24 protein-coding genes and 3 tRNA genes are annotated in these 23,789 nt (G+C 56.1%); 8 read left to right on the top strand and 19 right to left on the bottom strand.

Features of this window, described 5'->3' with window-relative positions; all coding sequences use genetic code 11:
* Positions 1-420: 420 nt before the first annotated feature.
* From prfC to D9980_RS24005, 3 genes are all read right to left on the bottom strand, one after another.
* Positions 421-2,010, bottom strand: coding sequence for a peptide chain release factor 3 (gene prfC, locus D9980_RS24015; RefSeq protein WP_021808015.1), 1,590 nt, complete (start codon positions 2,008-2,010; stop codon positions 421-423).
* Between the two features lie 191 nt (positions 2,011-2,201).
* Positions 2,202-2,645: a ribosomal protein S18-alanine N-acetyltransferase gene (gene rimI, locus D9980_RS24010; protein ID WP_121608648.1), complete on the bottom strand. Its 444-nt coding sequence runs from the start codon at positions 2,643-2,645 to the stop codon at positions 2,202-2,204.
* Entirely contained in the window at positions 2,590-3,027 is a 438-nt protein-coding gene (locus D9980_RS24005; RefSeq protein ID WP_024485500.1) for a DNA polymerase III subunit psi, read from the bottom strand. Before D9980_RS24005 ends, rimI begins: the two co-directional genes overlap by 56 nt.
* Before the next feature lie 303 nt (positions 3,028-3,330).
* On the opposite strand from D9980_RS24005, the gene rsmC reads away from it, so the two are divergent.
* A complete protein-coding gene (rsmC, locus tag D9980_RS24000; RefSeq protein WP_065683642.1) occupies positions 3,331-4,374 on the top strand; it encodes a 16S rRNA (guanine(1207)-N(2))-methyltransferase RsmC in 1,044 nt (347 codons plus the stop codon).
* A gap of 243 nt (positions 4,375-4,617) precedes the next feature.
* On the opposite strand, the gene D9980_RS23995 is transcribed toward rsmC, so the two are convergent.
* Complete coding sequence (locus D9980_RS23995; RefSeq protein WP_121608647.1) at positions 4,618-5,610, bottom strand: aldo/keto reductase; 993 nt, start codon at positions 5,608-5,610, stop codon at positions 4,618-4,620.
* A 117-nt stretch (positions 5,611-5,727) separates the two neighbouring features.
* On the opposite strand from D9980_RS23995, the gene D9980_RS23990 reads away from it, so the two are divergent.
* From D9980_RS23990 to D9980_RS23975, 4 genes are all read left to right on the top strand, one after another.
* Positions 5,728-6,630 (top strand): LysR family transcriptional regulator, encoded by a 903-nt coding sequence (locus D9980_RS23990; protein ID WP_121608646.1) that lies wholly within the window; start codon positions 5,728-5,730, stop codon positions 6,628-6,630.
* 114 nt (positions 6,631-6,744) lie between these two features.
* Positions 6,745-6,831 (top strand) — tRNA-Leu (locus tag D9980_RS23985).
* Between the two features lie 35 nt (positions 6,832-6,866).
* A tRNA-Leu gene (locus D9980_RS23980) sits at positions 6,867-6,953 on the top strand.
* A gap of 43 nt (positions 6,954-6,996) precedes the next feature.
* Positions 6,997-7,083 (top strand) — tRNA-Leu (locus D9980_RS23975).
* Positions 7,084-7,163: 80 nt separating this feature from the next.
* On the opposite strand, the gene D9980_RS23970 is transcribed toward D9980_RS23975, so the two are convergent.
* On the bottom strand, positions 7,164-7,448 hold the full coding sequence (locus D9980_RS23970; protein WP_121609080.1) for a DUF1435 domain-containing protein: 285 nt from the start codon (positions 7,446-7,448) through the stop codon (positions 7,164-7,166).
* 238 nt (positions 7,449-7,686) lie between these two features.
* Between D9980_RS23970 and D9980_RS23965 the strand changes: the two genes are divergently transcribed.
* Together D9980_RS23965 and ampH are read left to right on the top strand one after the other, a co-directional pair.
* A complete protein-coding gene (locus D9980_RS23965; RefSeq protein ID WP_121608645.1) occupies positions 7,687-8,757 on the top strand; it encodes a GGDEF domain-containing protein in 1,071 nt (356 codons plus the stop codon).
* 141 nt (positions 8,758-8,898) lie between these two features.
* Positions 8,899-10,041 (top strand): D-alanyl-D-alanine-carboxypeptidase/endopeptidase AmpH, encoded by a 1,143-nt coding sequence (ampH, locus tag D9980_RS23960; RefSeq protein ID WP_121608644.1) that lies wholly within the window; start codon positions 8,899-8,901, stop codon positions 10,039-10,041.
* Positions 10,042-10,052: 11 nt separating this feature from the next.
* Here ampH and hpaA read toward each other — a convergent pair whose 3' ends face one another.
* From hpaA to D9980_RS23915, 9 genes are all read right to left on the bottom strand, one after another.
* The gene (hpaA, locus tag D9980_RS23955; RefSeq protein WP_024485495.1) at positions 10,053-10,949 is read right to left on the bottom strand and encodes a 4-hydroxyphenylacetate catabolism regulatory protein HpaA; all 897 of its coding nucleotides are present in this window, start codon (positions 10,947-10,949) and stop codon (positions 10,053-10,055) included.
* Positions 10,950-11,052: 103 nt separating this feature from the next.
* On the bottom strand, positions 11,053-12,423 hold the full coding sequence (hpaX, locus tag D9980_RS23950) for a 4-hydroxyphenylacetate permease (RefSeq protein ID WP_121608643.1): 1,371 nt from the start codon (positions 12,421-12,423) through the stop codon (positions 11,053-11,055).
* A gap of 11 nt (positions 12,424-12,434) precedes the next feature.
* Positions 12,435-13,232, bottom strand: coding sequence for a 4-hydroxy-2-oxoheptanedioate aldolase (hpaI, locus tag D9980_RS23945; RefSeq protein WP_121608642.1), 798 nt, complete (start codon positions 13,230-13,232; stop codon positions 12,435-12,437).
* Positions 13,233-13,243: 11 nt separating this feature from the next.
* Complete coding sequence (gene hpaH / locus D9980_RS23940) at positions 13,244-14,047, bottom strand: 2-oxo-hept-4-ene-1,7-dioate hydratase (RefSeq protein WP_021808005.1); 804 nt, start codon at positions 14,045-14,047, stop codon at positions 13,244-13,246.
* 14 nt (positions 14,048-14,061) lie between these two features.
* Positions 14,062-14,448, bottom strand: a complete 387-nt coding sequence (locus tag D9980_RS23935; RefSeq protein ID WP_024485492.1) for a 5-carboxymethyl-2-hydroxymuconate Delta-isomerase — start codon at positions 14,446-14,448, stop codon at positions 14,062-14,064.
* A gap of 9 nt (positions 14,449-14,457) precedes the next feature.
* A complete protein-coding gene (gene hpaD, locus D9980_RS23930) occupies positions 14,458-15,315 on the bottom strand; it encodes a 3,4-dihydroxyphenylacetate 2,3-dioxygenase (RefSeq protein WP_121608641.1) in 858 nt (285 codons plus the stop codon).
* A gap of 106 nt (positions 15,316-15,421) precedes the next feature.
* A complete protein-coding gene (hpaE, locus tag D9980_RS23925; RefSeq protein WP_024485490.1) occupies positions 15,422-16,876 on the bottom strand; it encodes a 5-carboxymethyl-2-hydroxymuconate semialdehyde dehydrogenase in 1,455 nt (484 codons plus the stop codon).
* Complete coding sequence (locus D9980_RS23920; protein WP_024485489.1) at positions 16,873-17,637, bottom strand: fumarylacetoacetate hydrolase family protein; 765 nt, start codon at positions 17,635-17,637, stop codon at positions 16,873-16,875. Before D9980_RS23920 ends, hpaE begins: the two co-directional genes overlap by 4 nt.
* A 2-nt stretch (positions 17,638-17,639) precedes the next feature.
* Entirely contained in the window at positions 17,640-18,266 is a 627-nt protein-coding gene (locus tag D9980_RS23915; protein WP_121608640.1) for a fumarylacetoacetate hydrolase family protein, read from the bottom strand.
* Positions 18,267-18,526: 260 nt separating this feature from the next.
* Between D9980_RS23915 and hpaR the strand changes: the two genes are divergently transcribed.
* A complete protein-coding gene (gene hpaR / locus D9980_RS23910; RefSeq protein WP_021808000.1) occupies positions 18,527-18,970 on the top strand; it encodes a homoprotocatechuate degradation operon regulator HpaR in 444 nt (147 codons plus the stop codon).
* A 40-nt stretch (positions 18,971-19,010) separates the two neighbouring features.
* On the opposite strand, the gene D9980_RS23905 is transcribed toward hpaR, so the two are convergent.
* Genes D9980_RS23905 through D9980_RS23885 form a run of 5 tightly spaced genes read right to left on the bottom strand, consistent with a single transcriptional unit; the run spans position 19,011 to position 23,439 of the window.
* Positions 19,011-19,802, bottom strand: coding sequence for an SDR family oxidoreductase (locus D9980_RS23905; RefSeq protein ID WP_121608639.1), 792 nt, complete (start codon positions 19,800-19,802; stop codon positions 19,011-19,013).
* Positions 19,803-19,806: 4 nt separating this feature from the next.
* Entirely contained in the window at positions 19,807-20,598 is a 792-nt protein-coding gene (locus tag D9980_RS23900; RefSeq protein ID WP_121608638.1) for a MoaF C-terminal domain-containing protein, read from the bottom strand.
* Between the two features lie 10 nt (positions 20,599-20,608).
* Positions 20,609-21,391, bottom strand: coding sequence for an SDR family NAD(P)-dependent oxidoreductase (locus D9980_RS23895; protein ID WP_121608637.1), 783 nt, complete (start codon positions 21,389-21,391; stop codon positions 20,609-20,611).
* On the bottom strand, positions 21,384-21,971 hold the full coding sequence (locus D9980_RS23890) for a DUF3156 family protein (protein WP_121608636.1): 588 nt from the start codon (positions 21,969-21,971) through the stop codon (positions 21,384-21,386). Before D9980_RS23890 ends, D9980_RS23895 begins: the two co-directional genes overlap by 8 nt.
* Entirely contained in the window at positions 21,946-23,439 is a 1,494-nt protein-coding gene (locus tag D9980_RS23885; RefSeq protein ID WP_121608635.1) for an APC family permease, read from the bottom strand. The genes D9980_RS23890 and D9980_RS23885 overlap by 26 nt, the downstream gene beginning before the upstream one ends.
* Positions 23,440-23,789 lie beyond the last annotated feature (350 nt).

The raw sequence follows: 23,789 nt of genomic DNA, 5'->3' as shown, positions 1-23,789 counted from the left end.
ACTATTGCTCTACGGTAAGTATACATGCAATGCCCGTGCCAAGTTAAAAACGCCGTTAAAAATCAACAACAAAAAAACAAATGAGCAACAATTAAGCGCAAAACCGTCGTCTATTGGAGACACATGGCCGTTGATTTGCGATCCACATCACTATCTTGTTGATATTACTAAGGTAGGACTGTCTCCGATCGGCAACACCACCGAATAACTCTCTAAAATATGTGGATACAATAGTGTTTTACGCTCAGATGCCGCTATGCACCCTGATAAATATAGACCATAGGCGAAAATTTGCCGCCAGATCGCGGAAAAATCTTGTTCGGTTTAGACGAAAGAATTAGTGAGAAGGGTTTAATAATTAGCAGGATGGGGGCTGAAGAAGGAAAACACAGGGCGCTTAGAAGCGCCCTGTTGACGAGATTAATGCTCGCGAGTTTTGCGGAACACCACTTCTGGGTAGCGTTCTTGCGTCAGATTGAGGTTAACCATGGTTGGTGCGATATACGACAGGTTGTTGCCACCGTCCAGCGCCAGGTTCAGCTCGCTCTTACGCTTGAACTCTTCGAATTTCTTCACGTCGTCGCACTCTACCCAACGGGCAGTGGAGACGTTCACCGATTCATACAGCGCTTCCACGTTGTATTCGCTCTTCAGACGGGCAACCACTACGTCAAACTGCAGCACACCCACCGCACCGACGATCAGATCGTTGTTGGCGATTGGGCGGAACACCTGCACCGCGCCCTCTTCCGACAACTGGACCAGCCCCTTCAGCAGCTGTTTCTGCTTGAGCGGATCGCGCAGGCGAATACGGCGGAACAGTTCTGGCGCAAAGTTCGGAATACCGGTGAACTTCATATCCTCACCCTGGGTGAAGGTATCGCCGATCTGAATGGTACCGTGGTTATGCAAGCCAATGATGTCGCCCGGGTAGGCTTCTTCAACGTGCGAGCGGTCACCGGCCATAAAGGTCAGCGCATCGGAGATCACCACGTCTTTGCCGGTACGAACCTGGCGCAGTTTCATGCCTTTCTCATAGCGGCCAGACACCACGCGCATAAACGCCACACGGTCGCGGTGTTTAGGATCCATGTTCGCCTGGATCTTGAACACGAAGCCGGTGAATTTCTCTTCGGCGGCGACCACTTCACGGGTATCGGTTTTACGCGGCATTGGCGCAGGCGCCCAGGCCACCAGCCCATCAAGCATATGATCGACACCGAAGTTACCCAAAGCGGTACCGAAGAACACCGGAGTCAGCTCGCCTGCCAGGAAGGCTTCCTGCTCAAATTCATGGGAAGCCCCTTGCACCAGTTCCAGCTCATCACGCAGCTGGGCGGCCAGATCTTCGCCTACGGCAGCATCGAGCTCCGGGTTGTTCAACCCTTTAACGATGCGCACTTCCTGAATGGTGTGGCCTTTACCGGTCTGGTACAGATAGGTTTCATCTTTATAGAGATGGTAAACCCCTTTGAACAACTTGCCGCAGCCGATCGGCCAGGTGATCGGCGAGCAGGCGATTTTCAGTTCGCGCTCAACTTCATCCATCACTTCCATCGGATCGCGGATGTCACGGTCAAGTTTGTTCATGAAGGTCAGGATCGGCGTATCACGCAGGCGGGTAACTTCCATCAGCTTGCGGGTACGATCTTCAACGCCTTTTGCGGCGTCGATGACCATCAGGCAGCAGTCCACCGCCGTCAGGGTACGGTAGGTATCTTCGGAGAAGTCTTCGTGCCCCGGGGTATCGAGCAGGTTAACCAGGCAGTCACGGTACGGGAACTGCATCACAGAGGTGGTGATCGAGATACCACGTTGTTTTTCCATCTCCATCCAGTCGGATTTGGCGTGCTGGCTGGAGCCACGGCCCTTTACCGTACCGGCGGTCTGGATAGCGTGTCCGAATAACAGCACCTTCTCGGTGATGGTGGTTTTACCCGCATCGGGGTGCGAGATAATGGCGAAAGTTCTTCTTTTCGCAACTTCGCGGGCGAATTCACTAGGAGACATGTTTTTCACGTTTCTATGGTTAGTCCGCCCTGCTCATCATCACAACGCGCCAATCGCGGCGCCAGGCAAAGCGGTAATAAAAAGATAGTAGCCGAGTATTTTCGCTGATTTACCAACCGGTGACAATCAATGGTTTCTTCGGCATAAGATAATGGCAGGCCAAATCGGCTGCACAAGGGAACTATAAGTCGCTACCCCAGCGGCAGCGCCATAACGATCGCGTCTTCGCGGCCACTGGCTGCGGGGTAATAATTGCGACGCACCGTGACTTCATTGAAGCCAAGGTCTTCGTAGAGTGCTATCGCACCGCTGTTGGAGGCTCGAACCTCCAGCCACAGAGTGACCACACCACGTGCTTCTAATTGCTCGATCACGGCAGTCAGCAAAGTGCGGCCAAAGCCCCGGCGCTGCCAGCTTGGATGGATGGCAATATTAAACAGCGTGGCTTCGTCCAGCACGATTTGGGTAATGGCAAAACCCGCCATTTGCCCTTCAGCTTCCAGTTTCAGGTTAAGGTAACGTTCGCCCTGATTGCTGGCTAGTGTCGCCTCGGTCCAGGGAAACGCATGGCTGGCTTGTTCAATCTTGAAGGCTGTGGCCAGATCGGCCGCTGTCAGGGTAGAAATGCTGTTCATGATGACAAATCTGCTGCCAGAGTGCGCGTTTCGCACTCGCATCTTGAGAAAGCTCGGCCAGCGCCGGGCTATGTAGCTGCGCGCCGGCCACCGCTAACGGCTCCGTGACGCCCAACCGCCAACTGTTGCACTCGGTATCTTGTGGCAGCATCGCTACCTGATCCGGTGTCAGGCCATAGGTTTGTGCCGCTGTCAGCCCCAGGCTGCGCAGAACGTCACAAAACAGCGGGTCGTTCTGGTCTGGCAATGCCTGCGCCACCACCAGCAGGCGCACGTTTGGGGGCACGCTTACCGCCACCTCCCCCTGCAACACTCCAGGGCGGCGTAATGTCCACTGCGTAATTCCCAGCTGTTGTAACAACCAGTCGCGTTTTGATGCCATGCCGATCCCCGTGTGTGACGCACCCTACCTGCCCTATGCCGCGCTATGCTAACAAACCCGCGCAGCCTGCGCTATTAACCGTTAACTATTCAAATTATCACCGCGGCCTATCCCCAATAGATTTCAAGCTGCGGCTAGGCGACAAGCGCCCTTATCCCCAGGAGCTTAGATTAACTAAGTGACTGGGGTAAGGGCGCGCAGGTAACAACGCTGCGGCTTGAAAGATGAAGGGGATAAAACCCGTCGAACATCTGGCCACAAACCTCTATAATCCCCAGCTAAATCTTGAGGAGCCGAAAACTGATGTCTGCATTAACCCCCGCCAGTGAAGTCATGCTGCGCCACAGTGATGAATTTATGGAACGCCGCGTGCTGTTTGCTGGCGATCTGCAGGATACCCTGCCGGCCCAATTCGAGGCCGCGGATGTGCGTGTCCACACCCAGCAATACCATCACTGGCAGTTACTGAACCGGACGATGGGAGAGCATGCACAGTTCGGCCTGACGGTCGATCCTGCCTTCGTCGCCGAGTGCGATACGCTGGTGTATTACTGGCCAAAGAGCAAGCAGGAAGCACAGTTCCAACTGTGCAATATCCTGGCCCTGCTGCCGGTTGGCGCAGAAATTTTTGTGGTCGGTGAAAACCGCAGCGGCGTGCGCAGCGCGGAACAAACCCTGGAAGGCCACGCCACGCTTGCCAAAATCGACAGCGCTCGCCGCTGTGGGTTGTATCATGGCCGCATTGATGTGCAGACCCAGTTTGATCTGGCCGACTGGTGGGAAAGCTATCAGTTGCACGATCTGGAAGTGAAGACGCTGCCGGGCGTGTTCAGCCGTGACGGCCTGGACGTTGGCAGTTCACTGCTGCTCTCCACGCTGGAAAAACACATGAAAGGCAAAGTGCTGGACGTGGGTTGTGGCGCTGGCGTAATGGCTTCGGTGCTGTCTAAACTGTCGCCGAAAATGAAGCTGACCCTCAGCGACGTCAACGCCGCTGCCGTAGAATCCAGCCGAGCAACACTGGCTGCCAACGGTATCGAAGGGGAAGTGATCGTCAGTAACGTCTACTCCGACATTACCGGCCGCTTTGACCTGATCATCTCCAACCCACCGTTCCATGACGGCCTGGCCACCAGCCTGACCGCCGCAGAAACGTTGATCCGCGGAGCGTTAAAACACTTGCCAATCGGTGGCCAACTGCGCATCGTCGCCAACGCCTTCCTGCCTTATCCGGATATTCTGGATGCCACCTTCGGTAGCCATGAAGTGTTGGCGCAGAATGGCCGCTTCAAGGTGTACAAAGCCACCGTGGCCCGCCAGCCACGCGATGCGAAGAAGAAAAGGTAACAAGCCCCTCACCCTAACCCTCTCCCACAGGGAGAGGGGATCGATCGTGCCACCATTTGACTACAGCACCCTACCTATACAGCAATGCTACTGAATAACGTCTGTACCTGAACACAGCTCCGTACCCGCCCCTCTCCCTCGCACAAGTGTTCCTGACACCTCCGATTTGTTCATCGGGAGAGGGTTGGGGTGAGGGGATATTGCTCGCCTTGACTGACAAACATTTCTCCCAAAGGTATGCCATCAGCCGTTAATCAACTCCATACCCACCGTTGTATAGCGTGCACCTGCCACGCCTGTCTGTGGGAATACCGCCTCGATCGCCGCCAGTTCCTGCTCGCTTAGCGTGATCTCCGCTGCCGCTACGTTCTCTTCCAGATAGCGCCGACGTTTGGTGCCAGGGATTGGGACAATGTTTTCCCCCTGCGCCATCACCCAGGCCAACGCCAGTTGCGACGGGGTCACGCCTTTCTGCCTGGCCAGTTCACTGACCTTGGTGACCAGCTCCAGATTGCGAGCAAAGTTTTCCCCCTGAAAACGTGGATTGTCGCGGCGGAAATCGTCTGCTGCCAAGTCCTCGATACTCTGGATCGCCCCGGTCAGGAAACCACGCCCAAGCGGGCTATAGGCGACAAAGCCAATGCCCAAACGTTGGCAAGCGGCCAGTTGCCCCTGCTCGGCATCCCTGCTCCACAAGGAATATTCAGTCTGCAACGCGGTGATCGGATGCACCTGGTGAGCGCGTTCCAACGTGGCAACCGAGGCTTCACTCAGACCAATATGACGGATCTTGCCCTCTTGGATCAGATCCGCCAGGGTGCCAACCACCTCTTCGATCGGCACCTTCGGATCGACCCGATGCTGGTAGTAAAGATCGATGGTTTCTACCCCCAGCCGCTGCAAGCTGCCTTCTACCGAGCGGCGGATATAGTCCGGTTTGCTGCTCACACCCCGCGCAGTGGGATCGGCCGGATCGCGCACAATACCGAACTTGGTGGCCAGAAATACCTGGTCGCGTTTGCCTTTGATCGCCTTGCCTATCAGTTGTTCATTGGTGTGCGGGCCGTACATATCTGCGGTGTCCAGCAGAGTCACCCCCAGTTCCAGGGCCCGATGCAGCGTGGCGATCGCTTCCTGCTCGTCATAACCGGTGGAGTAGAAATCGCTCATCCCCATGCAACCTAAACCCAGGGCTGAGACGAGGGGGCCATTAGTACCTAATTTGCGCTGTTGCATTGTGTGGTCCTTGTTGAACATGGATGTCGGAACAAAGTCTGGTTGTTTATGCCACAAAGATAAATAATGCAGATTGCACATCACTGTTCATAAATCACCAACAATGCGGGCGGCAAAATGGATCAGGTTCAGGCTATGCGCATCTTTACCCGGATCGTGGAACTAGGCAGCTTCAGCCGCGCGGCCGAACGGTTGCAGCTGCCGCGAGCCACGGTAAGCAACGTACTCAAACGCCTGGAACAGCGGCTTGGCGTCAGATTATTGGTGCGTACCACGCGCCAGGTACAGGTCACCGCCGAGGGGACGCTGTACTACCATCGTTGTCTGCACCTACTGGACGCCCTGGAAGAAGCAGATACCCTGTTCAGCCACCATAAGCTGCAACCCACCGGCAAGGTACGGATCGATATGCCCCATTCGCTGGCGCGGGAAATCGTCATCCCGGCGCTGGATGAGTTCTATCAGCGCTATCCAGAGATAGAAATTGCGCTGGGGGCCAACGACACCCACGTCGATCTGCTGCGCGAAGGGGTAGATTGCGTGCTGCGGGCTTGGGAGACCGAAGACGATACGCTGGTTGCCCGGCGGATTGCCCAACTGCCACAGCTCACCTGCGCCTCCCCCGATTATCTAAAAGCGTTTGGTACCCCACAATCGATCGACGAGCTGCAACATCATCGGGCGGTGGGCTATTTCTCATTGGTGAATAACCACAATTACCCGCTGGAATTTTGCCGTGATGGCCGCCTTGAGCTGCGCGAATTACCAGGCAGATTGAGCGTTAGCGGGGCCGATGCCTATACCAGTGCCTGTCGTTCCGGGTTGGGGCTGATCCAGGCGGCGCGTTATATCATCTCCCCCTGGTTGCAAAGTGGTGAACTGGTGGAAGTGCTGGCCGATACGCCACCACCGCCGATGCCGATCTACATCATGTATCCACCAGGCCGTTTCCTCGCGCCGCGTGTCAGGGTATTGATTGATTGGCTGATTACGTTGTTTGAAGGCCATAAAAACCACTGATATGCCGTTTTTTACAGCAAACGCCGCTAATCCAGGAAATAACTATTGACGTACCCGCCAAAATCTCTAGAATTCGCCTCCGTGGTAGCGTTACTCCGGTAGCGTATCTGGTATGCGAAGGTGGCGGAATTGGTAGACGCGCTAGCTTCAGGTGTTAGTGTCCTTACGGACGTGAGGGTTCAAGTCCCTCTCTTCGCACCAAATAACCACATGATTTATATTGCACAGCATCGAATGCGAAGGTGGCGGAATTGGTAGACGCGCTAGCTTCAGGTGTTAGTGTTCTTACGGACGTGAGGGTTCAAGTCCCTCTCTTCGCACCAAGCTGGTGATATAAATCGACATCAAAGCAACACATCAGACTGTGCGAAGGTGGCGGAATTGGTAGACGCGCTAGCTTCAGGTGTTAGTGTTCTTACGGACGTGAGGGTTCAAGTCCCTCTCTTCGCACCACTTGATGGGTTCTCTTCTAGCTGTTCCTGCATTAAAACTCACTGAATAAAACCAACACGCTCAGGCGTGATTTTGTCGTTTCAGTCAAAGCTGAAATGCAGGCTGATTGCGGCTAGGCCACCGGCTAAAGCCATGCAGGAAGGGAGCAGCAGGTAATGACGCCAGCGGCTGTTAAACAGCATCACCAGCGTGGCCAGCATGGCAACCACGATCAGAGTGCGCAGTTGCATCATATCCAGATCAATCAGCGCCAGAAATGGCATCAGGGCACAGGGCAGCAACACGCCCCAGGCGCTGGCAAGCCGATTCCCCAGGCACCAACTGATGCCCCACAATCCACAAGCGGTAACCATGGCAGCTAACATGATAACCCTACCTTTCAAGTGATAATGATAACCAATATCATATAACACTTTTTTTGGACCCGCACTCTTTTCAAGATCCAGCTGAACGCGGATGACAGCCTGCGCGAAAAATGTTAGTTTCATATAAGAAAATTCTTAACATTTATAGTCTGTTAATAATAACCAATTGGAATTATTCAGCAGGCATTGTCTAACATTTTTCCTTCGACCGGCCCCATTGGTAAAGAGTGATCCCCGTATGAACTCGCGTTCTTATCAGCAACTGCAAACCAGCAAACAGCGCTTATCCCTGTTTCTTTTCTTGTTGATGAATGCAGCCTCTGCCATTTTTACTTTATTCGTGCCCTTTAAAGAGACCCCGGCCTTAACGCTGCCGCTAATCTGCATTCCGGCGATTTGCCTGACGGCCATGCTATTTACGCTGTATTCGCCCCGCCACTACGTCCAAAGGCTCAACCTGCTCGCCATTATCCTTGGGCTGCTATGGGCGGCGCACATCTATTGTAAGAGCCAGCTTACCGCCAGTGACAACCACGGCTTCTTGCTGATCAGCCTGTTCAGTATTTTCTTTATCAGCGCGATCTCGCTGACGGATAACCTGCTGGCCTTCTGCCTGCACGCCGTTCCCTCGGCGCTGATAATCCTGTGGCTGGACGGCATGCATAACACCATGCGTATTCTGTTCACCACTCTGCTGCCGATCGTCGCCTTCTCGGTGCATCATTTGCTGTTGAAGCGCAGCGAAATGTTTACCCAACATCTGGTGGCCAACCTCTATCATGAACGGGATAAGTTCAGCGATCTGAGCATGATCGATCCGCTAACCGGCCTGTATAACCGCCGTGGGCTGGAGAGCAAACTGGATCAGTTGCTCTCGCCAACCTCGGGCAACCACTTTGTGCTGCTACTCGATATCGACCACTTCAAAGTCTACAACGATCGCTACGGCCATACCCTGGGCGATCAAGCACTGGTCCAAGTGGCAACGGCCATCCGCGATGCGGTGCGCTCAAGGGATATCGTGGTACGTTACGGCGGAGAAGAGTTTTTGGTACTGCTGACCAACGTCGGTGAAGACTACGCGGCCTATCTAGCAGAAAAGGTGCGCCAACGTGTACAGGAATTGACCATCACCCATCGTTTCCAAGCGCAGGAGACGACCAAGGTAACGTTAAGCGCCGGGATTTCTGCGCTGGATAAGCTGGATATCGACTCTGCGATCTGTGCGGCCGACGCTGCGCTGTACCGGGCCAAAAACAGTGGCCGCAATAATATTCAGCTAGCCCCCCACCCGCAGCCAGTAGCCTGATCCTTTCTCCTTCGCCGGAAGGGGAAAGGTGAAAAACTTTTACCTGTCGCCACTTTTACCACATGCCAATCGCTCCGTAGCGCATTACACTAGCGGACAACTTACGCCTTCCCTGCCACATTTTTATATGGAACACGACCGTTGAAGACCTCACTCTCCACGTTATTGCTGGCGCTTGGCCTGTGTGCCACGCCCTTGGCCAGCCAGGCGACCGACGCGCAGCTCACCTCACAGATTGTCGATCAGTATGCTGAACATATCTTCTACAACAGCGGCGCAACCGGCATGGCGCTAGTAGTTATCGATAATAATCAGGTGGTTAACCGCAGTTTTGGCGATACCAAACCGGGCAACGATCTGCGTCCACGGCCAGACTCCCTGATCCGCATCGCCTCCATCACCAAGCTGATGACCAGCGAAGTGATGGTCAAAATGGCGGCGGAAGGTAAGGTCAAACTCACCGATCCGCTGCGCAAATATGCTCCCAAAGGGGCCGTCGTCCCTGCCTACAATTCACGCCAGCCAATTACCTTGCTGAATCTGGCAACGCACACCAGCGCCCTGCCGCGTGAGCAACCCGGCAAGAAACCGCCAAAAACGCCGGTGTTTACCTGGCCCACCAAGGCACAGCGTTGGCAGTGGTTGTCTCATGCCACCATTACCGTGCCACCGGGCGTGCGGGCTGCCTACTCCAACCTAGCCTACGATCTCTTGGCCGATGCGTTGTCACGTGCCGCTGGCAAGCCTTATAACGCCTTGTTGCGTGAGAAAGTCACTGGCCCGCTGGGGATGGTTGATACCACACTGACGCCAAGCGCAGAGCAGTGCTCACGCCTGATGGTGGCAGCCTCTGGGCCAAGCGCCTGCCGCGATACTACAGCCGCCAGTGGCAGCGGTGGTGTTTACTCGACGCCGCGCGATATGCAGCGCTGGATGCAGCAGTTCCTCTCCTCCAACGTAAGCGGTTCGCGCAAGCCAACGGCCTTAACTGAACAAACCATGTATTTCCAGCGCAAAGATCTGACGTCACTGAAAGGCATGGATGTACCGGGTGAAGCCTCTGCTTTAGGGCTGGGCTGGGTCTATATGGCGCCGAAAGATGGCCTGCCAGGGATCATCCAGAAAACCGGCGGTGGCGGCGGCTTCATCACCTATATGGCGATGGTGCCGCAGCAAAATATCGGCGTGTTTGTAGTCGTTACCCGCTCGGAGTTGACCAAGTTCACCAATATGAGCGATCCGGTCAACCGGCTGGTCGCGGATTTGGTGGCCAACAAAGGCTGACCCGCTCCTGGTTACGATAGAACGTGTTGCGTTGCGCGATAGGCGGAAGGCGAACAGCCTTCCAGCCGATTGAAGAAGCGAGCGAAATAGGCGGGATCTTTGAACCCTAGGCTGTAGGCCGTTTCATGCACCGTGCAGGCGCTGAACAGCAGTAGCCGTTTGGCTTCACGCAACAGGCGATCGAAGATCAGCCGTTTGGGTGGCCGGTTGGCGAAGCGGCGGCACAGGTCGTTAAGCCGTGATTCCGTCACCCCCAGCGACTGGGCATATTCCGGCACCGACAGGTGATCGCGAAAACGCTCGTCCACCATCTTGTTAAAACGCTGGAACAGCTTCAGTTCGCCACGCACGCCGCTGGCGGCCTTGTCATCCAATGAGGTATTGCGCAGCATCAGCGTGAATACCGCCTGGGCCAGCAATGCCAACGTCTGCTCCCGCCCGGCCATCTTTTGGCTAAATTCGCGGGCGATCAGTTCCCAATAATGCCCAAGCGCCGCCAACTCCTGCGGCACTGCGGCCAGCGAAAGGCAAATCCCCGGCATATCCAGCGCCAGATTGCTGCCCGGATACAAGCGTTCCAGTAACGGCCAGATCAGTTCCTGGCGCACCGTTAACACGTGGCCGTCGCTGTCTGGTTCAGTGAAAAAGGCGTGTGGCACCGAAGGGGGCGTGAGGATAAACAGCGGGGCCTGCACCGAATAGTGCTGATCGTCCAGCTGCAGCTCTATCCTGCCGGTGGCCAGATAATGCAGTTGGAAGAAACGGTCGTGCCAGTGCACCTGCATATCCCGGCCAAAAAACGCTGCCAGCCCGGCAAAGGTTTCGTAGTGCACCTCATCAGCGGCGTAACGCGCGTCATACTCTTTGCCAATATCGATATTGGCGATAAAGCCGGTACTTTTCTGCACGTTGTCCTCCGGTGAAAATAAATTCCGATCCCCTACACCTAATTGTAGGGGCGCCGCATGCTGCGCCCGTTTAGCCGCATGCGGAACCTATCGCCAAGATTGTTTAAGGTGTGGCCCGTGGCCGCGAGTCCTTCATCGGGATGCGCCATACCAGCACGGCCCCGATAATCAACAACGCCGAGACAAAATAGAGCCCGGAGTTAAAGCTGCCGGTCACGTCCTTGAACCAGCCGATCAGCAACGGACTGACCGCCGAGCCGATGTTACCGGTGGCATTGATCACCGCGATCCCCACCGCTCGAGCTTCGAAGCTGATTGACTGATCCGGCGTGGTCCAGAAGATCGCCATCGCGGTAAACGAGCCGACCGACGCCATCACGATCCCCAACAGTTGAACCATGCTGTGGTTGGTCGCCGAAGCCAACAACCAACCCGCCGCGGCAAACAGATAAGGCAGCGCGGTATGGAACTTACGCTCCTGCAGGCGATCCGAACGTTTACTCCACCAGATCATACCGGCGATGGTACAGATTTGTGGGATCGCCGCCAGAAAACCGATCATGATGTTACTGCTGCTCTGGTTGAAGCTCTGCAAGATTTGCGGCGTCCAGATATTGATGGCGCTCAGGGTATTGGTGAGGCAGAAATAGGCCAGCGTATACATCAGCACCACCGGCGTCAGCACTTCACGCCACAGGCTGCGCTGTTGCAACGCCCGGTGGCTGCTTGGCCCTTCCGGCTGCACCAGTTGCAGCTTGTCGGCTTCCATCATCGCCTTCAGGCTGGCCTTCTCTTCGCTGGTCAGCCACTTGGCCTTGGCTGGCGTGTCGTCCAGATAGAACCACACCACCACGCCTAGGATCACCGAAGGGATCCCTTCCAGCATGAACAGCCATTGCCAGCCTTTCAGGTTCATCATGCCGTCCAGCGCCAGAATATAGCCGGACACCAACGAACCCACCGCCATCGTGACGGGCATGGCGATCATAAACAAAGCGTTGGCCCGGGCGCGGTAGAACGCCGGGAACCAGTAGGTGAGATACACCAGGATCCCTGGCAGGAAGCCCGCCTCGGTAATACCGACGATCATTCGCAGCACGTACAGGCTGGTTGGCCCAGTGGCGAACATGGTGCAGGTAGAGGCAATGCCCCATAGCACCATAATGGTAGCGATCCAACGCCGTGCTCCCACCCTGCTCAGCATCATGTTGCTGGGGATACCGAAGATCACATAGGTGACGTAAAACAGCGTTGCGGCCAGGCCGAACATGGTGGAGCTAAGACCAAGGTCCTGCTTCATGGTCAAACCGGCAAACCCGATGTTGATGCGGTCAAGGAACGAGAAAACAAACAACACAAATAAGAAAATAATCAGGCGCCGAAATAACTTTTTAATCACCGACTGCTCGGTGGCGGTTAACGCTTTATGTTGCTCTGCCGGGTTCAGCGGCTTGAGCGAATCGACGTTGCTCATGATGACTCCGATTAGTAAACGCCCTGGGATGATTGCTCCGCCGGTTTATCCTGTTTGAAACTGCTGAGCAGGGAGTCTGCCGCCCGCACCAGCAGGGTGGTATCCACGCCAACGGCAACAAACAACGCACCAGATGCCAGATAGTGCTGTGCCAGTTCCTGCTGTGCCATCAGGATGCCCGGAGCCTTGCCTGCGGCACGGATGCGGGCAATGGCATCGTCGATAGTGCGCTGCACTTCGGGATGCTGTGGATTACCGGCAAAGCCCATGTCGGCGCTCAGATCCGCCGGGCCGATAAAGACGCCGTCCACACCTTCCACTTCCAGAATGGCGTCCAGATTTTTCACCGCCTCGCGGGTTTCTATCTGCACCAGCACGCACATCTGGCTGTCGGCAAGCTGCAGGTAATTCGGCACCCGGTTCCAGCGCGAGGCGCGGGCCAGCGCGCTGCCAACCCCGCGAATACCGTTTGGTGGATAACGGGTAGCCCGCACCGCTTCCTGCGCCTGCTCGGCGTTTTGGATCATCGGGATCAACAGGGTTTGCGCACCGACGTCCAGCAGTTGTTTGATCAGCACCGGATCGTTCCAGGCCGGGCGCACCACCGGATGGCTGGCATAAGGTGCGACGGCCTGCAACTGCCCCAATACCGTTTGCACATTGTTGGGCGCGTGTTCGCCGTCGATCAGCAGCCAATCGAACCCGGCCCCGGCCAGCAGTTCCGCGCTGTAACTGCTGCACAGACCCAGCCACAGACCGATCTGCTGGCGTTTTTCCTGCAGGGCCTGTTTGAAATGATTAGTTAGCATGGTGTTTCTCCTTAGACAAACCGGCAGCTGATGCAGCCCATCGGGCCATAATCGGCATGGAAGGTATCGCCGCGCCGTGCTGCCACCGGGCGGGTAAAGGAACCGCCAAGAATGATCTGCCCAGCCTCCAGCTCCACGTCATACGGGGAAAGCTTGTTAGCCAACCAGGCCACGCCGTTGGCCGGGTGATTGAGCACCGCCGCCGCCACGCCAGACTCTTCAATCACGCCATTGCGATACAGCAAGGCACTGATCCAGCGCAGATCCAGCGCGTCCGGCTTGATCGGTCTGCCGCCCATCACCACACCGGCGTTAGCAGCATTGTCTGAAATGGTGTCGAACACCTTACGTGGCCGCTGGGTTTGCGGATCGACGTTATGGCTGCGAGCGTCGATGATCTCCAGCGCCGGGATCACATAGTCGGTAGCGTTATAGACATCAAACAGCGTGCAGTTCGGCCCGCGCAGCGGTTTCGCCAGCACAAACGCCAGCTCCACTTCGACGCGCGGCACGATAAAGCGATCGATCGGAATGTCGCTGCCATCGTTAAAGAACATGTCGTCCAGCAGCGCGCCGTAGTCCGGCTCGGTGATCTGCGAGCTGACCTGCATGGCGCGCGAGGTCAGCCCGATCTTATGCCCCTTTAGCGTGCGCCCTTCGGCGATCTTCAGCTCAACCCACTGGCGCTGGATAGCATAGGCATCTTCAATAGTGATCTCCGGATGATCCAGCGATAGCGCGCGGATCTGTTCCCGGCTCTGCTCAGCCTGATGCAGGCGCTGCACGGCTCGGCTCAGTACGTCTTTATCCAGCATTTACCACTCCTTGTTCAGTCCTTGCTAAACAGCGCATGGACATTGTTCTGCTTATAGTTGAGCACCGGATCCAGCTCTTCCATGGTGAAAGAGAGGGCCAGATAGCGCTTGGCCATCAGCGCGGCAAAGTGATCCTTAATCAGGATGAACAACATTTCGCCCACCTGTTGGCGGCTTTCCAGGCTGCGGCCGTGGCCAATCTTCAGCGTCATATGCACAAAGGCATAGTTCTGCTTGCCGTCGGCCATTTGCCAGGTATCCAACCAGATAGCGCGACTACGGATGCCCGCCAGCGGGAAGATGCCGGTTTCCGCCAGCGCGTGATTAACCTTGTCGAATAACCCGGGTAAATCCGCCTCCCGGCGGATGTTGTCGGTACATTCAGCGTAAAAATGGGGCATTGGGTATCCTCAGGCTTGAGGGGGAAGCGGGAATATGCCGTTGACCTGGCCGGTCCCGGAACTGGCAAACAGCGGGGTAACGAACTCCACCTTGCCCTGATACTTGTCCCAGCCCAGCAGGCCCAGCAACATCACGGTGTCGTGCATATTGCCTTCGCCGTAGCAGTAGTCGGCGTACTCCGGCAGCATTTCGCAGAACTCACGGAAGCGCCCTTCTTCCCACAGTTTCACTACCCGTTCGTCCATCTGCTGGTCGAACTGGCGGGTGTAGCTGTTCATGCCCTGCTCGGCACGCTGATCGTCGATAAAGCGGTGTGACAGCGAGCCGCTGGCCAATACCGCCACGGTGCCGTCGTATTTCTCAATCGCGGTTTTGATCGCTTCACCCAGGCGGCGGCTATCGGCAAAATCATGCACGGTGCAGAAAGCAGAAATGGAGATCACCTTGAAGTGGCGGTCGCTGTTCATGTAGCGCATGGGCACCAGCGTGCCGTATTCCAGCTCCAGGCTTGGGATCTCGTGCGCCTTGGCACGTACGCCAAGCTTGCGGGCTTCATCGGCAATCATCTGCCCCAGCTCCGGGTTGCCGTCGTATTCATAGGTCATGTCACGAATGAAGTGCGGCAGCTCGTTGCTGGTGTAAAGCCCTTTGAAATGCGAGTTGCAGTTGATGTGGTAGGCGCTGTTCACCAGCCAGTGGGTATCGAACACGATAATGGTGTCGACGCCCATTTCGCGGCAGCGGGCACTGATTTCTTTGTGACCATCAATGGCGGCCTGACGGCAGCCGTGATGTTCACCGGGTAATTCAGACAGGTACATCGAAGGAACGTGTGTAATCTTTGCGGCTAAAGCTAATTTACCCATATGTCCTCCTATTCCCTTTATCTTTCAGCCTGCGGCACAGCTGGCCGCAGGCTGATGTCTATCGGGTCTAGTCATTGGTTGTTGTTTTAAAGGGCACGGAGCTATCTCACACTCCCCAACGTGGGATCGGATGATCCCCCATGGAGATACAAACGTTTTTCATCTCGGCAAACACTTCGAAGCTGTACTCACCGCCTTCACGGCCGGTGCCAGAGGATTTCACCCCGCCAAACGGCTGGCGCAGATCGCGTACGTTCTGGGTGTTGACGAAAACCATACCCGCTTCAATATTGCGGGCCAGACGCAGTACTTTGCTGACATCCTGCGTCCAGATGTACGACGCCAGGCCGTACTCCACATCGTTGGCCATGCGCAGGCCGTCTTCTTCTGATTTGAACGGCAGGAGGCAGGCCACCGGCCCGAAGATCTCTTCCTGCGCGACACGCATATTGTTGTTAACATCGGCCAGCACCGTTGGGCGCAGGAAGTTGCCGTGGGTCAAACCGGCCGGTTTATCCGGGCCGCCAGCCAGCAAAGTGGCTCCTTCTTCGATGCCCAGGCGGATATAGCCAGAAACCTTTTCCCAGTGCTGCGGGCTGATTAAAGCGCCGACCTGGGTATTGGGATCCATCGGATCGCCTACGCGCAGGCGGTTGGCACGCTCGGCAAAGCGTTTAACAAATTCCGGATAAATGCTTTCTTGAATGAAGATGCGTGAACCCGCAGTGCAACGTTCACCGTTGATCGAGAAGATGGTGAACAGCGCCGCATCCAGCGCCCGCTCGATATCGGCATCCTCAAAGATCAGCACCGGTGATTTGCCGCCCAGTTCCATCGAGAATTTCTTCAGCCCGGCGCTTTCAATAATGCGGCGGCCAGTTGAAGTACCGCCGGTGAAGGACACCGCACGCACGTCTTTATGACGTACCAGAGCATCACCCGCCGTCGCGCCATAACCTTGCACTACGTTCAGCACCCCGGCAGGAATACCGGCTTCCAGCGCCAGTTCACCCAGGCGATCCGCCGTCAGTGGCGAAAGCTCGGACATTTTCAGCACCGCAGTGTTACCCAGTGCCAGGCAAGGCGCGGTTTTCCAGGTGGCGGTCATAAACGGCACGTTCCACGGCGAAACTAGCGCACACACGCCCACCGGCTGGATCAGCGTGTAGTTGAGCATCTTGTCGTCCACTGGGTAGGTGCGGCCATTCATCTGCTGGCAGATCTCGGCAAAGAACTCAAAGTTGTGCGAGGCGCGTGGGATCAGCACGTTTTTGGTCTGATGGATCGGTAACCCGGTGTCAGCAGTTTCCATCTCGGCAATCTGCGGCACGTTCTGGTCGATCAGCTCACCCAGGCGACGCATCAGGCGCGCACGCTCCTTCATCGGCGTATTGGCCCATTTCGGGAAAGCTTCTTTGGCTGCCGCTACCGCCTGATCGATTTCAAGCTGGCCACCGGACGCCACTTCCGCCAGCACCTCGCCGTTAGCCGGGTTAGTAGTGGTGAAATACTCTTTGCTGGCGACGTTCTTGCCGTTGATCCAATGGTTGATGGTTTTCATCCCTTGCTCTCCTCGTAATCTTTTTCACTGATGATGTGGTTAACCAAGCGGCCAATGCCTTCGATCTCCACCACAATTTCATCCCCGGGCTGCACGTCGGCCAGCCCTTTCGGCGTGCCGGTGGCGATCATGTCGCCAGGCTGCAACGTCATAAATTCACTCAGGTATTCAATCAGGTACGGGATGTCGAAAATCATGTCGGCAGTAGTGCCGCGCTGGCGCAGTTCACCGTTAACGTAGGTACTGAGCGTCAGGTTATGCGGATCCGCGACATCGTCACGATCGACAATGTAGGGGCCGATTGGCGTCAAGGTGTCGCGGCTTTTCACCCGCAGGTTGGGGCGGTAGTAGTTTTCCAGGTAGTCGCGGATGGCGTAGTCGTTGCACAAGGTGTAACCGGCCACGTAATCCATCGCCTGCTCGCGGCTGACGTTACGCGCGGTTTTACCGATCACCGCCACCAGCTCGGCTTCGTAGTGCATGTATTCCACCTGCGCTGGTCGCACGGAAACCTGACGGTGGCCGGTCAGGCTGTTTGGCCCTTTGAGGAACACCAAAGGCTCTTCCGGCGCTTTAAACTCCAGCTCGCTGGCGTGATCGGCATAGTTCAGGCCGAGGGCAAATATCGTGCCCTGCGCCGGTGGCAGCCATTCCACATCGTACTCATCGAGCTTGCTGCCATCGGGCAGGGTAACGCTTAACTGGTCGTCTACGGTGACGTTAACAATCTGGCCATGATGGCGGATACGAGCGTGTCTCATGGTTATTCTCCTGCCTGCGTCACGTGGTTGGTAAGGGTTGGCAAACCAGAGGCCCGCACCGTCACTTGGTCACCCGGCTTGATCTCAACCCGCTGGTGTGGCGTGCCAATCAGCACCGCATCCCCCGGTTGCAGGGTAATAAAGTCGCTGATGGCGGCAATCAGTTCCGGCACCGAACGCACCAGATCGGCCGTTGACCAACGATCCTGTTCCACGCCATTGATTTCGGTGATGATTTCCAGGTTGCTGGTGCTAGCCAGTGGAGCAACCTCTCCCAGCGGGCAGAAACCGTCGCGGCATTTAGCTTTGATTGCTGGGCGATAGAAGCTGGTTTCCGGCAGGCTGACGTCATTTGCCAAGGCGTAACCGGCCACATAATCAGCCACCTTATCCGCTACCACCTTGCGGGCGATGCTACCAATCACTACTGCCAGCGTTGCGCCACTTTGCACGGTTTCACCGGCCGGGAACGGAATGCTGCCACCGTTGGCAAGATAGGTATTGCGCGGTTTGATGAACCACACCGGCGTCTTGGGCGGCGTTTGGTAAGGGGCGGCGCGAAACGCCTGATCCCAGGCATCAAGCTGGCTGCGGTGGTTAAGTGCTACGGAAAATACGGTGCCTTTCATGCAGACTCCTTCTACGGATCGCCAATCATTAATATGTTAATGAATACTTTTATACGCTGTTCAGCATTTACGCAACGTTGTTAATTTAATTTGTGATCGTGATAACGAAATATTCACAAATTATGTACATTAGCGTTATTAATCAGCAAATTAACCTTTATTGCAGGATTTTTACGTGACGGATCGCGTTTTGCCGTTCTCCGCCGGTCAAAAATTGGCTACTATTAAGTTGTTAATAAAATTAAGCCAAGGCCATCGACATGCATGAATCGTTAACCATCGCCCTGTTGCAGGCGCGTGAAACCGCCATGGGGTTCTTCCGCCCGATCCTGAAAAGCCACAATCTGACGGAACAGCAATGGCGCATCATTCGCGTATTGGCCGATAACCGTTCCATTGAGTTTCACGAGTTAGCCGCAGAGACCTGCATCCTGCGCCCCAGCCTGACCGGCATCCTGTCGCGCATGGAGCGGGATAAGCTGATCTTTCGCCTCAAGCCGGTTAACGATCAGCGCAAGCTGTACGTGTCCCTGACGCAGCAGGGCCAGGAGCTGTATGAACTGGCACGCCACCAGGTGGAACAGGGTTATGGGGAGATTGAAGCGGCATTCTCGAAGCAGAAGATGGATCAGTTGATGACGTTGCTCGATGAGCTCATCCGCTTAGGGGATCAACAGGCTAACAACGTGGTTGCTCATAAATAGGGGCGCTGCTCGCAGCCCCCATCTGCACCTCGAGGGTTCCTCAGTTAATGACAGGTTGGGCTTCCGGCAATAGCGCACCTCCATCCACCACCAGCGTCTGGCCGGTGATATAACTCGCAGCCGGTGAGGCCAAAAAGACCATTGCGGCAGCGATATCCTCCGGCTCCCCCAACCTACCCAACGGTACCGCAGCGGCAATTGCCTGATTCAGCGATTCCCCACCCAGATTAGCCATCGCTGGCGTGCGGATCATCCCCGGCTCCACGCCGTTCACCGTGATCCCGTCACATGCCAGTTCCAATGCGGCGGCACGAATAAAGCCGTTAACCCCCGCCTTGGAAGCCGCATAGTGCGCCAACCCTGGGTAGGCAACTCTTGGTCCTGTGACCGACGAGGTCACCAGAATACGTCCGCCCCCCTGGCGCTTCATCCACGGCAACGCCGCCTGCGCCAGAAAGAAAGGGGCCATCAAATTGACGCTCAAGGTGCGTTGCAACAGCTCGGCATCAATCTGGTTAAACGGCCTTAGCGGAAAATAAGCGGCGTTGTGGATCACCACGTCCAGCCGTTGATGCTGCTGCGCTGTCTGTTCTACCAGCTCGGCGATCTGCCCTGCATCGGCCATATCACAGGCTGCGGCCTGCACTTGCCAACCCTGCTGGCACAGGCTTTCAGCCGCCTCCTGCGCCTTTTGCAGTTGTAGATCGGCCATCACCACCTTGGCCCCTAAACGAGCAAAGGCGCTGACGATCGCCAGCCCAATGCCCTGCGCACCGCCGGTCACCAGCACCACCTGCCCGGCAAACGCATCACTGGCATAAATCGCCGTCATCGGCTCAGGCCTTAGGATAATGCGTGGTGTTAAGGATCTGCGCGTGAGCGCCCACGGCAAAGTTGCTCAGGCTGCTGAAATCACTGCCCTGATAGCCGAGGATCTTGCCATCGGTGCGCATCTCTTGCAGATCGATCATCACTACGCCTAACGTCGGAATGATCTTTTCGCGCCAGACGAACAGGTACAGCTTCTCCGCCACTTTGACATAATGGCAGCGATCAACATCCGCCAGCCCTTTCTCGACCCCGTCCAAACACTGCCAGGCGTAGAAATTATTGTTCAGATAAATATGCTCGTAGCGCTCCGTCGGGCTGTAGGTATACATATTACGCATTCCAATCAGCTCGTCGGTAAACTGCGGCAACGGTGCATCGCTGTTATCCAGGCGGCCAAAGCGGAATTCGGCATTCACCGCAGTGAGCGGCAAACCCTGCTCCACCCGGCTAAAGGCGTCCAGCCGCGTCTGTGACTCATCCGGCAACTGACCATAAACGGCGGTAAAGTTGCCTTGCTGACGATCGCACACCAGCGTAATGCTGCCGTTGGCCCGCTGCGGATCGAGGAAATCGATAAACAGGATCCCCGGGCGGATGCTGGTGGCCCGGTAATCAACTCGTTGATCTCCCCAGAGCAGGGTTTGATCGTCGTTAAAGTGGCACCGTACCGTTTCACCTTCGGCAAAATGGAATGCCAGCGTGGTACCGGCCAAATCCTGCTGTGCCAGCGTATGGCTGTGAGGAGCGAAACCTTCCGCCAGTGCGCCAACCTGAATAAATACTGCTTCTGAACTCATGACAATCTCCTTACAGGGAAGTGAAAGCTAAGGTCGGCACATCGACAATGGTGGAGCCGCCATCGGCCACCAGCGTCGCGCCGGTAATAATTGACGCCTGCGTTGAGCAGAGAAAGCGACACACTTGGGCGATCTCCTGTGCACTGGCCGGGCGGCGCAGCGGCACGTCGCGACAGACGTGTTGATAGGCCTGCTCGAGCGTTAAGTTATGTGCCGCCATCAACGGCTGCATCTCTTCATCTGCCATCGGTGTGGTCACCCAGCCGGGGCAAACGGCGTTAGCACGCACGCCCTGTGGGCCATAATCACGGGCGATGGAACGCATCAGACCGATCAGCGCATGTTTAGCGGTGACATAGCCACACACCTCAGGCCCGGCGGCCAACGAGGCAATCGATGCGACAAACAGTAGATTGCCACCGCTTTTCACCAGCTCCGGCAAACAGGCCCGGGCGCTGGCAAACGCGCTATTGAGGTTACTGTCCAGCGCCTGTTGCCACTGGGCATCGGTGACTTCGGTGATACGGCCCAACCCCATTCCACCAGCGCTAGCGATCAGGCAGTCGATACGTCCGGCCTGCTGTAAAATCGCTGGCAGAATGTCGGTTTGCCAACTGGCTCCGTTGGCGGCGTCCCCAACTACGGCATGTGCCCCAATCTCTGAAGCCAAGGCGTTCAAGGGTTCGCGGCGGCGGCCAACAATAAAGACCTGGTCGCCCTCCTTCGTAAGCAACCGGGCACAGGCGGCACCGATGCCTGTACCACCGCCGGTGATCACCACCACTCTACTCATCACATTTCTCCATCAACTGGCTGACCATCAGGAAACTGCTCAGCAGCAAGCGCCGCTGCTCGGCTTCCAACCGCAGATAGCGGCGGCTGGCAGGCAAGCGGCTGACCACTTCGGAAGCGGCAAAATGCTCAATATCCAACTGCCAGCGGCCTTCTGTTATCGTGAGCGTGGCGTGGCGGAAATCGAGCTTGGCCAACGTATCGCCGATTTGCGGGTATTGCTGCAACGTGGCGATCAACTGCCGAGCGCCCTCATGTTTGGCCTTGGTGCGATAAATCACGCCTTTACGGCGCAGCCAGCCACCGGTGATGATGTTGAGCACCAGCGGTTCGGTAAAACGTGCGTTGCCCTGCAAGCGAAAACGATGGGTGACGATGTGCGCCAAAAACAGCGACTGCACCTGTTCGGCCACCTCTATCACTGGCCCTTGCGGCAGCGTGAGCCGTAACTGATTAACGGCAACGCGTTCACAGGCGTAAGGCTGCAAGTTCGCCGTCAACCGGTTGAGCGTGGTCCCCACTTGATAACCGGGAGGGTCACGCCGCCAATAACGATTAAGTGAGGGAAGTAAGCCGATCAAATTCCACCTCCGCAGCTTCTGCCTTGTTGAAGGCGCTCTCCAGCACCTCTTCTACCGGTACCGGTTTAAACGGATTGACCTTCTGCACGCACAGGGTCCAGAACAGCGCATAGGCGGAGGTCAGGCCGATCATGATGCCAAACGGGATGTAGACATCGCGTGGGTTCATGCCTGGTGGTGTGATGTAGAAAATCGCCAGCACGATACCGATACTGGAGACAATCTGCGGCAGCGGGAACCAAGGCGATTTATAGGCGCGTGGCAGATCCGGGCGGCGGATACGCAGGATCACCACAGAACAGGTGACTAGCAGATAAGCCACACCCCAGGCACAGACGGCGGCCAACACCATCGGCATGATGCGGTCCAGATTGCCCTGAATAGCGAAAGCATGAACACAGGGGATTAATACTGCGGCGGCAATCGCGACTACCGGAGTTTTAAAACGCGGGTGCAGATAAGCGAAGATGCGTGGCATAGCGCCATCCAGCACCATGCCGTAGATAATACGTGGCACCGCCGCCATCAGGGTGTTAATGGTGGCCGCCCCGGCCAACAACAGCCCGACGCCCAGCCAGTATTTACCGAAGTTACCCATGATCTGGCCAGCAAATGCCGGGATAGCCATTGGCGTATCCAGCAGATGCACGTTATTGGCCGCATCCACCACCACGTTTTCCACTTGATGGCTCAGTGCCGCACCGTATAACGCCATACACAGCGCCACGCCACACAGCCCAAGGGACATGGCGCGCGGGATCACACGGTGAGAGTGCTTAATTTCCGGGGCCATCGGCGTCACCAACTCGCAGCCGACGAACATAAACATCGCCATACCCACCAGACTGAACACCGCAAGGGGATCGCCGACATCCAGCGTGGTGCCAAACCAGCCTTCTAGCGGTACAGCATGCGGTAACAGCAACCCGGCGATCGAAAAGATCATCAAGGTGCTCCACATGCAGAACGTCAGCACGACCTCAGCCTTACCGAAGGCTTCGATGCCAAACGCATTCAGAATGCCGAAAATGATCACCAAGCCCACGCCGATCATCCACGAGCTGTTGTTGCTCTCCATCAGGGTGTTGAGATGTTCAAAGTTCACCAGCGCCATGATGCCGGAAAGAATGGTTTCGGCGGTGCCAGCAAAGATATGCACGATCAGGTAGGCAGACAGGGTGCCGGTAATGGCAAAAAAACGCCCCATGCCACAGGAGATATAGTCATACACCGAGCCGGTGGTGGGCAGGATCGCCGCCGCTTCGGAGAAGGTGGTGAGCTGGGCTTGCATCATGACAAAGGCGATCAGCATCGCCAGCGCGAAGGTGTCACCGCCGATACCAAAACCGCTGGTAACGGTGAGGATCACCGGGCTGGCCATGATCACCCCAACCGAACTGGCTAACGTGGTGGGGAACCCGACCTTGCCCCGTTCTAGCTGGGCACTGAGCCGCGACGACAGGTTCATGGTTATTTCCTCTTATAGTGGTTTTTACCCGGTGTTGTAGCCGCCAAGGGCGGTAATCTCACTATAGGAAGGAAAACAAAAGGCTGGCTATCGTCCTTAAGGACGAGAGAGGCAGAGGAGTTAATGGGAGAGTTGAGTTACTGGGCAAAAACGCTATCAACGAGAAATTACTTTAAATTCAGTAGTAACCGCTCGGCCCCTTTCATTAATGTGTTAATGAAACTGCTACTCACCACCTGTTGGATACCCCGCCACTCAGCATAGGGATGTTGTTATTAATGTATTTTATTGCAATCCGGCTCACGTTGTTAATATGTTTTCATTGTGTTGCATATTTGCTACACCTATGC

Source organism: Serratia sp. 3ACOL1 (assembly GCF_003668775.1).
In the GTDB taxonomy this organism is placed as follows: Bacteria; Pseudomonadota; Gammaproteobacteria; order Enterobacterales; family Enterobacteriaceae; genus Chania; species Chania fonticola.
The sequence above is the reverse complement of the archived record's forward strand: the minus strand, read 5'-3'. Positions and strand labels throughout refer to the sequence as shown.

Bases quoted from the DNA above. Each gene is read 5' to 3' on its own strand.
- prfC (WP_021808015.1), bottom strand. From the start codon at position 2,010: ATGTCTCCTAGTGAATTCGCCCGCGAAGTTGCGAAAAGAAGAACTTTC.
- rimI (WP_121608648.1), bottom strand. From the start codon at position 2,645: ATGAACAGCATTTCTACCCTGACAGCGGCCGATCTGGCCACAGCCTTC.
- D9980_RS24005 (WP_024485500.1), bottom strand. From the start codon at position 3,027: ATGGCATCAAAACGCGACTGGTTGTTACAACAGCTGGGAATTACGCAG.
- rsmC (WP_065683642.1), top strand. From the start codon at position 3,331: ATGTCTGCATTAACCCCCGCCAGTGAAGTCATGCTGCGCCACAGTGAT.
- D9980_RS23995 (WP_121608647.1), bottom strand. From the start codon at position 5,610: ATGCAACAGCGCAAATTAGGTACTAATGGCCCCCTCGTCTCAGCCCTG.
- D9980_RS23990 (WP_121608646.1), top strand. From the start codon at position 5,728: ATGGATCAGGTTCAGGCTATGCGCATCTTTACCCGGATCGTGGAACTA.
- D9980_RS23970 (WP_121609080.1), bottom strand. From the start codon at position 7,448: ATGTTAGCTGCCATGGTTACCGCTTGTGGATTGTGGGGCATCAGTTGG.
- D9980_RS23965 (WP_121608645.1), top strand. From the start codon at position 7,687: ATGAACTCGCGTTCTTATCAGCAACTGCAAACCAGCAAACAGCGCTTA.
- hpaX (WP_121608643.1), bottom strand. From the start codon at position 12,423: ATGAGCAACGTCGATTCGCTCAAGCCGCTGAACCCGGCAGAGCAACAT.
- hpaI (WP_121608642.1), bottom strand. From the start codon at position 13,232: ATGCTAACTAATCATTTCAAACAGGCCCTGCAGGAAAAACGCCAGCAG.
- hpaH (WP_021808005.1), bottom strand. From the start codon at position 14,047: ATGCTGGATAAAGACGTACTGAGCCGAGCCGTGCAGCGCCTGCATCAG.
- D9980_RS23935 (WP_024485492.1), bottom strand. From the start codon at position 14,448: ATGCCCCATTTTTACGCTGAATGTACCGACAACATCCGCCGGGAGGCG.
- hpaD (WP_121608641.1), bottom strand. From the start codon at position 15,315: ATGGGTAAATTAGCTTTAGCCGCAAAGATTACACACGTTCCTTCGATG.
- hpaE (WP_024485490.1), bottom strand. From the start codon at position 16,876: ATGAAAACCATCAACCATTGGATCAACGGCAAGAACGTCGCCAGCAAA.
- D9980_RS23920 (WP_024485489.1), bottom strand. From the start codon at position 17,637: ATGAGACACGCTCGTATCCGCCATCATGGCCAGATTGTTAACGTCACC.
- D9980_RS23915 (WP_121608640.1), bottom strand. From the start codon at position 18,266: ATGAAAGGCACCGTATTTTCCGTAGCACTTAACCACCGCAGCCAGCTT.
- hpaR (WP_021808000.1), top strand. From the start codon at position 18,527: ATGCATGAATCGTTAACCATCGCCCTGTTGCAGGCGCGTGAAACCGCC.
- D9980_RS23905 (WP_121608639.1), bottom strand. From the start codon at position 19,802: ATGACGGCGATTTATGCCAGTGATGCGTTTGCCGGGCAGGTGGTGCTG.
- D9980_RS23900 (WP_121608638.1), bottom strand. From the start codon at position 20,598: ATGAGTTCAGAAGCAGTATTTATTCAGGTTGGCGCACTGGCGGAAGGT.
- D9980_RS23895 (WP_121608637.1), bottom strand. From the start codon at position 21,391: ATGAGTAGAGTGGTGGTGATCACCGGCGGTGGTACAGGCATCGGTGCC.
- D9980_RS23885 (WP_121608635.1), bottom strand. From the start codon at position 23,439: ATGAACCTGTCGTCGCGGCTCAGTGCCCAGCTAGAACGGGGCAAGGTC.